We start from the raw sequence: 13,454 nt of genomic DNA, 5'->3' as shown, positions 1-13,454 counted from the left end.
TGACGCTTTGTGGTGGCGGCCGACGACGAGCTCGGGGATTCCCACAACTTGGGGAGAATCTGTGAATGCCGAGAAGACTGAATTACAGCAGATAGCGTCTCTGGTATCCCCATACGGCCTGGTATCCCGTACCACGGCTTTGCCCGTGGCCGATGGCGATCCCGCCTTCGCCGTCCGCGTTTCCCGTATCGGCGACCTTTCACAAGTTCTGCACGGAATGCGGAGCTGGAGCGGCAGCGGCGACACGGGGAATCTCGACGGCGCGGGCAGCGCGCTGACCGGAGAGCGGGCCCGGCTCATCTCGATCGCCGAAGCCCTGGAGCGGTACTCGATCTGCTCCTGGCACGACAGTGAGCTGCTGACCGCCGCCGAGGACGAACTCGACGAGGACTTCGTGTCGCCGGCGCGGTGGCCCGTGTGCTCCGCTCACGAGTTCGCCCAGGACGACTGCGGCCTGGTCCCGTACGACCCGGCCGTCCCGATCAGATGGGTACGGGCCTGGTCGCTCACCCGGCGCCGCCCCACCCTCGTTCCGGCCATAGCGGTGTACCTGCACATGACACCGCAGTCACCGTCGGAACGCTTCACCCGCGGTATCACCACGGGAGCGGCGGTCCACTCCGACATCCGCGACGCGGTGCTCGGCGGGCTGCTGGAGGTCGTGGAGCGGGACGCACTGACCCTCGCGTGGCTCCAGCGCCTACGGCTGCCGCAGATCGCGGTCGACCCGGAGCTGCTGGAGCCGTCCGCACGCGCCTGCTACACGGCCGGGACCCGGCGTCACCTCGACGTCCGGCTCTTCGACGCGACGACGGACTTCGGCATCCCAGTGGTGTACGCCGTACAGCTGTCGCCTTACGAGGACCAGCTCGCACAGATCGTCGGCGCGACGTGCGACATCGATCCGCAGCGCGCCGTGGGCAAGCTCTACCGCGAGCTGGCCTCGGTGCGGGTCGCGCTGCGCGCCGGCCTGGCCACCGGTCCGGCCCGGCGGCCCGAGGACGGGACCGTCAGCGTCGTCGGCTCGGCGGCGTACAACGCGTCGGCGGATCGACGCCACGTCTTCCGGCACCTGCTGGAGGGCGAGCGCGACCTGCGGCGGCTCGACGAAGTGCCCGATCTGTCCGCCGAGACCGACCCGCTGGCGACCGCCGTGTCCCAGCTGGCCATGCGCGGCGCCGAAACACTCGTCGTCGACATCACCACGGACGAGGCACGGCAAGTGGGGATGCACGCCGTCAAGGTGCTCGTGCCCGAAGCCATGCCGCTGTCGTTCATCCACAGCGAGCGCTACCTCGGCACTCCCCGGCTCTACACCGCGCCGACGGCGATGGGACACGAGAGCCGCGCCGAGCAGTCACTGAATCCGGAACCGCAGCCGGCCGCATAGCCGGTGTACAGGAGGAGCAGGTGTCCCAACCGTTCGTGGATTGTCTGTACCTGGTACGGGACACCTTCGGCGAGCAGTACGCGCAGGCATACCGGCCCGCGTCCTGGATCCGGGTGAGCGGCAGTGAACTACCTGACGACGCACGCCTGTCGAGGGCCGCGATGATCGTGGCCGTGCACTCCGGGAAGGACGAGGAACTGCGTGACGGACTCGACCGGCTCGGGTTCGAGCGGGGCATCCCGACCGTGGGCATCGAACTGCTTCCGACCAGGATCGTGTGCGGCCCTGCCGTGATTCCCGGCGCCACGGCCTGCTACTCCTGCCATCTGCGCCGCGCCGAACAGCACCAGGACACCGCGCGGACCGGTGACCTGGGCGCGGCGACCCAGGGCCTGCCCGAGGGTTTCGGCCGGATGCATCTCGCCGTCGCGCACGGTCTGCTGAACCTCGCCACGGCCGAGCTGCGCACGGGTCCGGCCGGACTCGGCGCAACGGTCAGGACGTTCGACCTGGTCGGGGGGACGGTGTCGACCGCGGTGACGGTGGCCGTGGACCGCTGTCCGAGGTGCAGCGCCAGATGGGGCGCCCGGCGGGAGGGCACCGACGCCCTGGCACGCCTCGTCTGAGCCGTTCGTCACGTCATCGCCATGGGGGAAGGAACGAATCGATGGGTGTGGAGCTGAAAGCAGAGGCCCTGGGGCGGGCCGCCGGCCGGGACAAGCAGATCACGGTCCCGCAACTCCCCGTACTGCGCAAGGGCGTTCGACTGCGCCGTGCCGGAGAGTCCTTGATGCTCGACGGGGCGGACAAGCGGCAGGCCTTCACCGGCAGGTTCGCGCGCGAGGACCTCGGCCGACTGGTCGCCGTCTGTGACGGCGCCACCACGCTGCCCGGCATCGCCACCGCGGTGAATCTGCCCGAGGGGATCGTCCTCAAGTCCCTCGCCCTGCTCTGGGCGTCCGGCGCCCTGGAGGAGGGCACCGGAACCGGCCCGGCCACGGCGGTCACGCCCGAGCTGGCCTGCCTCCTGTCGCGGCTCGGCAACTCCACCGGGGTGAACCCGTCCTGGACCGACGCCGCGGCACGACTGGGCCGTACCACCGTGCACCTGGCGGGCGACGGCGCCCTGGCGAAAGCCACGGCGGACTGTCTGGACGGCGTGTGCGAGGTGGTCGGCGACCTCGACGAACTGCCGGCCGGCGACAACTCCCTCGTCGTCTTCTTCGAGACCGGCGACTCACGCTCCGAACTCGCCGTACTGCGGCACCGATGTTGGGTGGAGCGGCGGCCCCTGCTGCGCGTACGCGCCGACGGCACATCGATGACACTGGGCCCGTATGTGGACCCCGCGTTCACTCCATGCCTGGAGTGCGGCGTCGCGGACGAAGGGGACGCGCCGCCGGACGGACCGCCCGACCGGGCGCACGACCTCGTCGCGGGCATGGTCGCCCACCACGTGCTCGCCCTTTCCTCCCGTTCGGTCCGGACCTACCTGCCGCTCGACGCCGGCATAGTCGATCTGACCACCCTGGCGACCCGCTACCGCCCAAGCACCACCCGCCCCGGATGTCCCACCTGTTCGTTCAGCAAGGGCCCCACGGCGACCACGCCGCCCGCCGGGGCGGTCTACGAGGCGTCGATCGCCCTTCCGGTGCGCGAGTTCCTCGACACCAACGGGCACCTGGCCCACTTCCATTCGAAGAACATGAACCTCCAGTGGCAGTTCCGCGACTGGCCCAGCTGCCCGCGGGTGCCGCTGCCCGCGGCGGACGTGTCGCGGCTGGCGGGAACGCGGTCGGACGCGGCGGACCCGGCGGAGTGCGGGCGGGCCGACCTGGCCCTGATGCTCTCGGTGGCCTTCGGTATCCGCCAACGGTCCGACGGCTGGGTGCAGCGGTGGACGGCGGCCGGCGGCAACATCGGTTCGGCCACGGCCTACGTGGTGAGCCGCGACGACTCCGTCCTGCCCGTGGGCGGATACGCGTACCGCGAGGGGGACCACGACCTCGCCCTGCTGACGGGCGAGGCACTGCCGGGCGATAAGCCGCTCCTGCTGGTCGTCACCGCCAACCTGCCGAAGATGGGATCCAAGTACGGCACGTTCGGGCTCCGTATCTCCTTCTGCGACGGCGGCGTCGCCCTGTCAGCCGCCCGGAAGGTCGCCGACCGGCTGAATCTGCCCCGCTCACTGGTCACGGACTGGGACGACCGCGCCCTGAGCGAATACCTGGGCCTCTCCCCCGCCGAAGAACCGATCACGGCCGTCATGGAGGTGGGCTGAACCGTGCGCACCGACCCTTCCATGATGGAGCCCCTGCTGGGGACCTTCGCCGACCGGGCCCCTTCCGGCGACGGCCTGGCGGCGAACCGCTCACTGCTGCCGTTCGCGGACGCCGTGCCCGTCGATGTCGAGGCACAGGCGACGGGCTCCGGCCGCACCCTGGACCTGCACGACACCCTCCAGGCGCGCCGGTCGACCCTTCAGTACGGCAAGGCGCCCGTGCGCACGGACCTGATCCTGCGGTGGGTGCGCGAGGCACTGGTGCGCGACGCCGACGACTGGGGGCTCGACGACGCCTGCGGCCCGCTGGAGGCGTTCGTCTTCGCGTTGCGCAGCGAGGGCCGCCCGGCCGGGATCTACCGCGTCACCGCGCGGGAGGCCTCGTTCATCGCCCCGGCCTCGGCCGTCGGCGACCCCCAAAGCCTGGGCATCCAGATGGAGTTCGCCGACGGGGCCGGGATCGTCACCGTCTGCGCGAACCTCGACGCCGCGGACTCGTGGACGGGAGCGCACGGCTTCCGCCTGTGCGCGGTGCGCGCCTCGATGGCCCTCTACGACTTCCACCTGCGCTGCCAGTCCGACAGGCTCGCCGGCACCGTCTTCGGCGGCTTCATCGGCGCGTCCGTCCGGCACCTGATCCAGAGCGACGGTGTGACGAGACACCCGCTGCTGTCCGCGACCTACGCCCACCCCGCGTCCTGACCGCCGGGTCCCGAAAGTGAGTGAATCGATGTCCTCTGCGGGTCTCACACCGGCCGGGCGTGTCCTTCTCACCCGTCCCGACGTCTCGACGCTGCGAACCAGACAGGGCGCGTGGGTCGGCGTCGGCACGTCCTCGTTCACCGTGAAGGGAGGGTCCGCCTACCAGGTCGTCTCGGCGCTGCTGAGCCGATCGGACGGCAGCCGTACCGAACGTGAACTGCTGGAGGAGTTCCCGGCCGGGTCACGCCCCGCGGCCTCGCGCGTCCTGCACGCACTTGTGGCGCGCCGGTGCGTCACCGTGCTGGACGCACCGCTGTCGCAGCAGGCCGGAGGCAGGGGGCCGGCGTCACAGTGGCTGATCCCGTACCTCTCACAGCTGACGGACGAACCGGTACGCGCACTGGACCGGGTCCTCGCCACCTCCCTGCACCTCCACGGCCGCCCCGCGTGGCTCGACCGGCTGCGCCGCCTGCTGGAGGCAGCGCAGCTGTCCGGCCTGGAGGCCGCGTTCCACCCGGTCGCGGGGCAGGAGACGCGGGAGGTGGCGCCCTGGTGGGAGAACGCCGGACTGGTCGTCGTCGACGCGGACGGTCTCCCGTACGAGCACACCCTGCGACTCCAGGACTCGCTGCTCGAACACGGTGTTCCGCACGGCATCGTGGGCGAAGTGCACGGACGCCGTTGGCTCCTGTGGTCCGACGCGAGCACGACCGGCTGCTGGGAGTGCCTGTGCCGGTACGGCCGTACACCCGCGCCCTCGTCCGGGGCCGCTCCCCCGGCCGGTACCGCGCCCTCCGGCCCCACGGTGGACGACGCCGCCGCGGCGGCGCTGATCCACGCGGTCTACCTGCGTGCCGCCGGACTCGGCGGGCACCCGGAGGCAGCGGCGGCCATGTCGATGCCTCTGACCCCGGACGCTCAGACGGTGCGGACGCATCCGGCGTGGTCGGCGGCGGGGTGCCGCTGCCACCGCGCGGTGGCGCCGCCGACCGCCGGTGGTGACGGAGACGACCCGGGCGAGGTGCTGGTCCGCAGGAACATCGTCAGCCCCGAGGACGACAGCCGACTGGACGACGTGCACGAGCGGATCATCGGCACCCTGCGCGGCTGGACCGACGAATTTCTCGGCCCCTTCCGGTACCTCGACGGTGGCGACCTTCCGCAGGTCCCCTTCGGGCGGGCCACGGGCAAGTCGCTCGTCGGGCTCGCCGGCGCTTGCCGGGTCCACGAGCTGACCACCGTCACGCTGTCGTCCCGCGAGGCGATCTACCAGGCGGCGCTGAACACGCTGGAGGGGTACGCGCGCGCCGGGGCAGGCGCCGGGTGGTCGATGAACGAGGCGCTCTACCGCGCCCTGCTGAAGCGTGCGCTGGCACAGCCGGCGGACGCGGTCACGTGGGCGCGCCTGACCGACGACGACCTCGGGCACGGCGAGTGCGCCGGATTCGGCCGGTACATCCGGCGAGCCGTCGGCCGTGGCGGGGAGGGGTGGGAGTGGACCGGCACCCGGCTGTCGGACGGCGTCCACCGGGTCACCGGCCGTGCCGACGGCCGCCCGGAGGTGCGGGGCGCGGGCGCCTGCTACGCGGAAGCGGTCTCCATGGCGCTGCTCGGCCTGGTCAACGACGACGACGCCGTGGTTCCGCTCAACCCGCATTTCCGCACCTGGCCGGAGGTGTGGCAGCACATCGACCGGCCCGCGTACGCCGAGGTGACGGCTCACACGGTTCCTTTTGCGCAAGGCGAGGCCCGACTGGTGGAGGTCCTATGAGTGCCCGACCGCAGACCGCCCCACCGGCCACCGGGCGGACCGTGCCACCGGCGGCCGAGCGGAGCGGCCCACAGGCGGCCGACCTCGTCTCCGCCCTGTCCGCCGCCCCCGGCACCCCGCAGCCTGCGGAGGTGCTCCTCGGTCCGTTGACGGGCCCCGCCCGGGTACACACGGCCGAGAACGGGTCGGGGCGCGGTCTGGCCGTACTGCTGTGGTGCGGCAGCGTTCACGTCCTGGTCCACGACCTGGCGCACGAGGGCGACGGCGGATGCCCGCAGTGCCTGGCGTGGTTCCTCAGCAGGAGCGTGGAATCCGCCGAGCTGCCGTACGACGAGATGTCCGGGACCGGTGCCTCGGGAGCCGCGCACGGCGACGCTTTCTGGCAACAGCTCGGCCCGGCACTGCGCGCGAGTGTCACCCGGCTCGCGGTGCTGCTCCTGCGGGCGCCCTCCCCCGGCGGCGCGCTCGCCACGATCGACCGGGCGAGCGGCGCGGTGCGGCAAGGACACGTACCTCCGCGGACGGGCTGCCCGGTGCGCACCCCCACGGCGACGACCACGATCGCCTTCGGTGCCGTGCCCGAGCTGCTGGAGAAGTCCGAAGGGTCGCTGCGGGCCCGGCGTCCACTGCCGACGACCCTCACGGCCGACTACCTGGGACCGCACTCGATGTTCCGGGAACCGCTCTTCGACCTGGACGGCCCGCTGCCGCAGGCGCAGGTGGGCCTGCCGCTGGGCAACGGCATGCTGGAGCCCGGGATCGGGCGCAGCCTGAGCTTCAACAAGAGCCGGACGACCGCGGTGCTCGAAGGCCTGGAGCGGCACGCCGGGTTCTGTCACCAGCGGGTCGAGGGCACCGTGGAGGCCACGCTCGCGGAGCTGGGGGAGCAGGGCATCGACCCGCGCACGCTGGGACAGCACTCCGCCGGGCAGTACGCGCGGGAGGGCTTCCTCTGGGCCCCCCTGGGCCCGGCCGAAACGGTGGAGTGGGTTCCTCTCACGCCGCTCGGCGACGGGCCCGCCCGGTACCTGCCCGAGGTCGCGCTGTCGTGGGTTCGGCGCATCGGGGCCCGCCAACCGTTCTTCTACGACACGTCGAACGGCTTCGCGCTGGGCCAGAGCCACGAGGAAGCGACGCTGCACGGGCTGTTCGAGATCGTGGAACGGGACGCGTTCCTGCTCACCTGGTACCGCAAGCTGCTGCTGCCCGAACTCGTGTTGGGGCCGGGCGACAGCCACCTCCGGGCACTGATGGACCGCGTCGAGGTGGTGACGGGGTTCCGGGTGCGTCTCTTCTGGGCGACGCAGGACATCGACGTCCCCGTGGTGCTGGCTCTCGCCCAGCGCGACGCGGAGACGGGCCCCTGCACCCTCGTGTCGACCGCGACCAGCCTGTACCCGCGGGCGGCGGCCGAGTCGGCGATCTTCGAAGTGTCCGCGCGAGTGGCGTCCCTGCGGCACGTGTTCGACAAGGACCCGGTGCACAGGGAACGGCTCGCGGAGGACTTCGACGCGCTGGTCGAGATGGACGATCACAGCCTGCTGGGTGCGCTGCCCTCGTCCCGGGAGTGGTTCGCGTTCCTGGACACGCCCGACAGGCCCGAGCTGTCTCTTACGGAACTGGCCGCTTCGGCCCCGGTGTTCGACACCCTCGACAAGGATCTCGACCATGTGCGGGCGCGGATCGAAGCCACCGGCACGTACGCGTACGCGGCCGACGTCACCACGCCCGAGCTGCGCTGGCGCGGACTGGTCTGCACGCGCAGTTTCGTGCCCGGCTGCGTGCCCATGACGTTCGGGCACGGCACCCGTCGGCTCGAAGGGCTGCCACGGCTCCACGACGGGTCGCTCCCCCACGCTTCCCTGCTGCCCGACGACATGACTCCGGCGGGCGTTCCGCCCCACCCCTTTGCCTAGCCCGCTGGTGAGACGAGGAGTACCTTTCGTGCGATCGGATGAGTCTGCACTGAACCCCACCGCGCGGGTCAGTCCATATGTCGTGTTCCGGCGGAGCCGGTTGCCCGTGGCTGCACTGGAGGACCTGCGGTTCGACGGGCCCTGGGCCCGTATCGAGGAGAGCCGCCTCCTCGATGAGGACTGTGCGCGGCGTGCGGGCGAGTTGTCCGACCGGCTGTCCGTGCTCGTGCCGCAGGTGGCCCCGTCCGCGCGTGCCGAGCTGGTACGGCTGCGACGTGACGTCTTCAACCAGCGCGCGGAGCCGGCGGCCAGGCGGGTCGGGCTCGTGGAGCCGCACCTCGACGCGGACACGCTCGCCGCGGTACAGGAGTGGCTCGACCTCGTACGGCGGACGCGACGGAGCGAGGAAGAGGCGCACGCCCTGTTCGAGGACAGGATGCGTGTCGCGCGCGCCGGTTTCGCCCGCATCCTCGACCACGACTCGATGGCCCGGAGCATCCAGCTCTCCGGCGACCAGCTGTACGAAAGCCTGTGCCGGTACACCTCCGGCGAAATGGGCCAGGTCAAGCCGAGCCGGGCCCGGGTCTTCGAATCATCGCTGGTCAACTTCGCCTACCGTGCCGCGCTGAAGCCGTCGCCGTTCGGCCGGTTCACAGAGGTAGGGGCCTTTCCGCCCGACCTGCCGCGGGCCGTGGGCGCCGTGCCGGAGTCCCGTACGCACTCGACCACCACGCTGAACCGGGTGCTGGTGAACTGGCTGGCCGCCGGACTGCGGCGGGTCGACGGCGGCATCGATCTGTGCAAGGTGCTGCTGAACTCGTCGCTGCGCGTGGACGAGAACAGGATCGAGTTCATCGGTCTCATCCCCGATTCCTCCGAGCACGGCCTCTCCGAGGCGATCGTGCGGCTCAAACGCGACAAGGTCGTCGACTGCCTGCTGCACGTCCTGTCCTCCGGGACGGCGACGGTGCCGGAGGTGCTCGCGGCGCTGACCACGCTGACCGGCAGCGACGCGACCAGCCGGAAGGCCCTGCGGGCCATGATGCGGATCGAGCTGCTGTACGTCAGTCCAGGCTTCGACGAGCAGGCGCCGGACTATTCCGAACGGTTCGCCCAGGTCCTGCGCGCCAGGACGACCCCGGCGGTGTCCGTCCTGAGCGGCCATCTCGACACCCTCAGGGAGCTGGAGACGCAGCTGTCCGACGCCCCCGCGCAGAAGCGCGGACTGCTGCTGAACGCCGCCGGGCAGGCCCTCACCGACGTCGCCGAGGTCTGCGAGATGGACCCGCCGCCCGCGGACATCTCCCGGGCGCCGGCGTACGAGGACCTGTGGACGCCGGACCGGCCCGCCACCTGGAGCCAGACAGCCGTGACGGAGAACGTCCCGGCACTGGAGAGCCTGTGGCGGCTGTCGTCGCTGCTCGACTACGGACACACGAAGCGGCTGGGGGTGTACCACTTCGCGTCCACCGTGTTCGGCGAGCGCGAGACGGTGCCCTTCCTCACCTTCTGCGAGCAGCTGGTGAAGCTGTCGGAGACCGAGCAGGACGCCGTGTTCTGGGGCCACGCCTCCCCTGCGGCGGGGAATTTCGTGGCGCAGCGCACCCGCGCGCTGATCGACCTGGGCAAGCAGTGCGTTCCCGAGGACGGCGTGGTCCGGCTGTCGCCGGAGGCGGTCACCGCGGCGTGTTCGGGCGTGGAGGACTGCGTCGACCCGGACTCGATCACCTTCCGCGTGCAGTTCGCCGGGGGCGGCCCGTCACCCGAGGTCGTCGTGAACGGCGTCCTGACCGGATTCGGCGTGTATTTCTCGCGCTTCGCGTCGTTCGTCGAGGGCTCCCCCGCCGAGGACTGGACGCTGCGGAACGCCGTACGGGAGCACCTTCGCAAGGCCTTCCCGGGGCAGGTGGACCTCAACATGGTCGCCGGGCTCAACTTCAACCTGCACCCGCCCCTCACCGACCGGGTGCTGAACTACCCCGGCACCTGGCCCACCGCTCCGGAGCTGAAGGCCTACAGCCTCGACACGCTTGCGATCCGGATCGACCACGCGAACCGCGGTCTGCTCCTGTGGGACCCCGAGCGCGACGAGCGCGTCCACCTGGCGCCGATGAACTTCCTGCTCCCTGTCGTGGTCCCGGTCCTCTACAACCTGATGGAGGTGCTGAGCCCGACGATCCGGTACAACTACGCGCCGATGGACGACATCGGCCGGGCGATGGGGCATCGCGGATACCCGGACTCGTCGCCGCGGTTGATGGTCGGCGACGTGGTCGCCAGCAGGCGCACCTGGACGGTGCCCGCCCGGGACATTCCCGAGCTGTCCGAGCTGAGCAAGGACTCCTACCCGGCGCTGCTGCGCTTCGACCAGTGGCGCCGCGCGAGGGGCCTGCCCCGGCATGTGTTCGTACTGACGCAGCGTCTGGACGAGTACAACCTGCTGTCCGGGCTGGTCGAGGAGATCCCGCGCGACTGGGCCGACTTCAGTCACCTGCACCGGGCGAGTGTCCACAAGCCCATGTACGTCGACTTCCGCAACCCGTACCTGGTGCGCAGCTTCGCCAAGTCCGCGCTGACGCGGGACGACGTCTACGTGTCCATCCGGGAGTGCGTTCCGGCCCCCGACGAATACGGCGGTCCCGGACCGGCGGCAGCAGAGGAGTTTTTCGTTGAGCTCTACAGGGACTGAACGCACCCGCGCCGGCGAGTGGTCGCCGCTCCACGTCTACCTGCCGATGTCGCTGCAGCCCGCCTTCCTGCGGGACGTGATCCGTCCGGTCGTCCACGAGGCCGGAGTGCAGGACCGCTTCTGGTACCTGCGGTACTGGCAGGGCGGCCCGCACATCAGGTTCCGGCTGCACGAGGCGCCGGAGGAGGTGGTGGAGTCGGTACGCGGCAGGCTGACGGCGGCGATGCCGGCCTTCGACGCGGAGCAGCGCGCCGAGTACGCGCAGCAGTCCTCCCACCAGCCCGGCCTGGCCGCACTCGAGGGGGCGGAACCCGAAGAGGTCAGGGCGGCGGGCACCGTCGAGTCGGCCGTCTACTCACCCGAGTCCGCGAAGTACGGCGGCGCCACGGGACTGCGCATCGCCGAGGAGCTCTTCCGCTCGACGTCGAACGCGGCCCTCGACCTCCTCGCCGGCCTGTCGGACCGCCAACTCGCGTCCTCGCCGACGGGACAAGCACTACGCGTCATGGCCATGTCCCTCAAGGGGTCCGGGCTGGACATGACGCAGAGCCAGGACTTCCTCGGTCGGTACGAAGAGGACTGGCGCAGTTGGGTGCCGCCCGGATACGACGAGAACTGGCCGAAGATTTACGACAGGACGCGTTCAAAAGTGATGGAGTTGTGCCGGGCGGTCTGGATCGACGGCTCCACCGACGTCTTTCATGACACCTATGCCAAGGCTTTGGAAGCCGCCAGGAAGGCAGAGCCAAGATCAACGGACGGTGACGTCGCGGAGATCATCCTGGAAGGAACGCCGTACGCCAACTGCCTGGCCAACTACATACACACCACCAACAATCGTCTCGGGATCCTGCCGGTCGCGGAGGCGTTTCTGGCACACGTCATCCGCCGCGCACTCTCCGAACTCAAGATCGATTTCCCCGTGGAATCTCAACGGAACGCAGGACTCCGCTCGTAACGTTTTTCGTCCTGATTGCTTTTCCCTCTACAAATCCCGCCGTCCCTCGGTACGATACTCAGGTATCAGAAACCGCATTAAGGAGGTGTTCCAAGTGGACGCAGTGGAATCGCTCGACCTGAACGCGCTGGAGATCTCGGACCTCATCGAGGACTCGAACTACAGCGACGAGACGCTGTCGCAGGCAATGGCAGCGTCGACCACGACCACGGGTTGTACGACCAGCTCGTGCTCGTCTTCGTCGTCCTGACCGGACAACGAATTTAATCACGGTCGGCGGGTTTCTTTCACCGAATGCACACCCGCCGGCCGTGACAAACCGGGAACTGAAAGATCCAGGGAAGCGACTTCGATGAATTCTTCGGAAGAGCTCGACCTGCTCTGGAAATCTCGGATCTGATCGACGAGCTGGGCCGCGACAACGAAACCCTGTCGCAGGTCATGGCGGCATCGTGCGTGGGTACCGCCTGCGCGTGCAGCTCGACGTCCTCGTCGTCCTGACCCGGACCACGAGACCACTGCCGGCGGGGGGCTCGCGCAGCACGCCCCCCGTCGGCAGTGCCACACCCAGCGGTTCCTGCCCCCGCGGACAGGTGCGTCGTCACCCATGGAGGTACGCATGCATGTCTTCGTGACGATCCCCCTCGAAAGAGGTGATGCGGCGCTGCCACGGAACATCCGCGGTCTCCTCCTCGACCTCTTCGGGCCGCAGCAACCGCCCTGGCCCGGCGACCACTACTTCGTGCGCACCTGGGACCGGACGGACGGCGTCGACTGTCTCCAGGTCAGCCTCCGGTCCGGCACGGCCGACGCCGCACGTGACCGCGTCCGACGTGCCACGGACGCCCGCGGCTTGCGGCCGACCGTGACGGAGATCCCCTTCGAGGCGGCCCCTTCACCACTGTGGAACTCCGGTATCGGCGGAGGCGGGTTCGACGCCGCCGCCAAGGCCCTGTACCGCGCCGTGACGCCCGTTCTCGTCCAGAGCGTGTCATGGATGGGCGACGACACGGCCAGGGCGTACATGCTGGCGCTGGAGCTCATGGTGGCGAACGCGGCGGCCACCGTGCGGGAGTCCGAACAACGGCAGGTGTCCTCCCGCGGCTTCGGCGAACTGCTCAGCCTGCGGATGCTCAGCTACCGCTCGCACTACGAGGGTGCGAAGAATGCGATGGCCAAGGACCCTGACGCCTTCGAGCGCCGCTGCGCCGCGTACTACGACAAGCTCGGCCCGCACGCCCGGGAGGTCATCCGCGGCTGCGCCGCGTCACCGGAGGCCACACCCGGCGGCCGGACGGCACAGATGTGGACGGATGTCGTACACGCTCATTTCGCGGCGCTGCGCGAGGAATGCCGAGCGGGCCGCATCACCCATTCCGGCCCCACTCTCGACGACTTCAGCGCGAACCACGACGATCAGATGTCGCCCAGCGACTTCCACGCACAGAAGCTGTCCGCGGAGATGTCGGACCTGCTGCATCGGAGCCCGGACTTCCTGGCTTACCGAATTCAGGCGAGCCTACTGTACAGCTGCCTCCACACGATGGGATTCGGTCTGGCCGAGCGGTACCTGTTCTGTTACGTCCTCGCGCGCGCCAACGAGGAAGTCTCAGGAAAATCAACCGAAGAGCTGGCGCAAGGACTCGACGCCGTCGCCCAGGAGATGGCAACCCGGCAGGATGCCACCACCAGCCGCCTTCATCAGGCGCACCATGAATCCGTTGAAGCAACCGTCAAGCAGCAATAG

At 70.0% G+C, this 13,454-nt stretch carries 11 protein-coding genes; all 11 read left to right on the top strand.

Annotated elements, in window-relative coordinates:
* The first annotated feature begins 217 nt into the window (after positions 1–217).
* Positions 218–1,390 carry a YcaO-like family protein gene (locus HED23_RS03565; RefSeq protein WP_238441835.1) on the top strand — a complete coding sequence of 391 codons (1,173 nt, stop codon included), beginning with the start codon at positions 218–220 and terminating at the stop codon, positions 1,388–1,390.
* A 35-nt stretch (positions 1,391–1,425) separates the two neighbouring features.
* The gene (locus tag HED23_RS03560) at positions 1,426–2,016 is read left to right on the top strand and encodes a cyclodehydratase (RefSeq protein WP_238441834.1); all 591 of its coding nucleotides are present in this window, start codon (positions 1,426–1,428) and stop codon (positions 2,014–2,016) included.
* A gap of 41 nt (positions 2,017–2,057) precedes the next feature.
* Positions 2,058–3,671 carry a tpaE gene (locus HED23_RS03555; RefSeq protein ID WP_203181978.1) on the top strand — a complete coding sequence of 538 codons (1,614 nt, stop codon included), beginning with the start codon at positions 2,058–2,060 and terminating at the stop codon, positions 3,669–3,671.
* 3 nt (positions 3,672–3,674) lie between these two features.
* Positions 3,675–4,373, top strand: coding sequence for a tpaF (locus HED23_RS03550; protein ID WP_203181977.1), 699 nt, complete (start codon positions 3,675–3,677; stop codon positions 4,371–4,373).
* A 28-nt stretch (positions 4,374–4,401) separates the two neighbouring features.
* Positions 4,402–6,144, top strand: a complete 1,743-nt coding sequence (locus HED23_RS03545) for a hypothetical protein (protein ID WP_203181976.1) — start codon at positions 4,402–4,404, stop codon at positions 6,142–6,144.
* Positions 6,141–8,060, top strand: coding sequence for a YcaO-like family protein (locus HED23_RS03540; protein ID WP_203181975.1), 1,920 nt, complete (start codon positions 6,141–6,143; stop codon positions 8,058–8,060). Before HED23_RS03545 ends, HED23_RS03540 begins: the two co-directional genes overlap by 4 nt.
* A 106-nt stretch (positions 8,061–8,166) precedes the next feature.
* Positions 8,167–10,749: a lantibiotic dehydratase gene (locus HED23_RS03535; protein WP_238441833.1), complete on the top strand. Its 2,583-nt coding sequence runs from the start codon at positions 8,167–8,169 to the stop codon at positions 10,747–10,749.
* Positions 10,730–11,707 carry a thiopeptide-type bacteriocin biosynthesis protein gene (locus tag HED23_RS03530; protein WP_238441832.1) on the top strand — a complete coding sequence of 326 codons (978 nt, stop codon included), beginning with the start codon at positions 10,730–10,732 and terminating at the stop codon, positions 11,705–11,707. The genes HED23_RS03535 and HED23_RS03530 overlap by 20 nt, the downstream gene beginning before the upstream one ends.
* Before the next feature lie 94 nt (positions 11,708–11,801).
* Positions 11,802–11,957: a thiocillin/thiostrepton family thiazolyl peptide gene (locus tag HED23_RS03525; RefSeq protein WP_078651955.1), complete on the top strand. Its 156-nt coding sequence runs from the start codon at positions 11,802–11,804 to the stop codon at positions 11,955–11,957.
* Positions 11,958–12,040: 83 nt separating this feature from the next.
* Positions 12,041–12,208 carry a thiocillin/thiostrepton family thiazolyl peptide gene (locus HED23_RS35970; protein WP_203187344.1) on the top strand — a complete coding sequence of 56 codons (168 nt, stop codon included), beginning with the start codon at positions 12,041–12,043 and terminating at the stop codon, positions 12,206–12,208.
* A gap of 118 nt (positions 12,209–12,326) precedes the next feature.
* Positions 12,327–13,454: a hypothetical protein gene (locus HED23_RS03515; RefSeq protein WP_203181973.1), complete on the top strand. Its 1,128-nt coding sequence runs from the start codon at positions 12,327–12,329 to the stop codon at positions 13,452–13,454.

The sequence above is a fragment of the Streptomyces pratensis genome (genome assembly GCF_016804005.1).
In the GTDB taxonomy this organism is placed as follows: Bacteria; Actinomycetota; Actinomycetes; order Streptomycetales; family Streptomycetaceae; genus Streptomyces; species Streptomyces pratensis_A.
Note: the sequence above shows the minus strand (reverse complement) of the source record. Positions and strands in the feature narration are given on the sequence as shown.

What these genes read in the sequence shown, in the direction of transcription:
- HED23_RS03565 (WP_238441835.1), top strand. Translation starts at nt 218, where the DNA reads ATGCGGAGCTGGAGCGGCAGCGGCGACACGGGGAATCTCGACGGCGCG.
- HED23_RS03555 (WP_203181978.1), top strand. Translation starts at nt 2,058, where the DNA reads ATGGGTGTGGAGCTGAAAGCAGAGGCCCTGGGGCGGGCCGCCGGCCGG.
- HED23_RS03545 (WP_203181976.1), top strand. Translation starts at nt 4,402, where the DNA reads ATGTCCTCTGCGGGTCTCACACCGGCCGGGCGTGTCCTTCTCACCCGT.
- HED23_RS03540 (WP_203181975.1), top strand. Translation starts at nt 6,141, where the DNA reads ATGAGTGCCCGACCGCAGACCGCCCCACCGGCCACCGGGCGGACCGTG.
- HED23_RS03515 (WP_203181973.1), top strand. Translation starts at nt 12,327, where the DNA reads ATGCATGTCTTCGTGACGATCCCCCTCGAAAGAGGTGATGCGGCGCTG.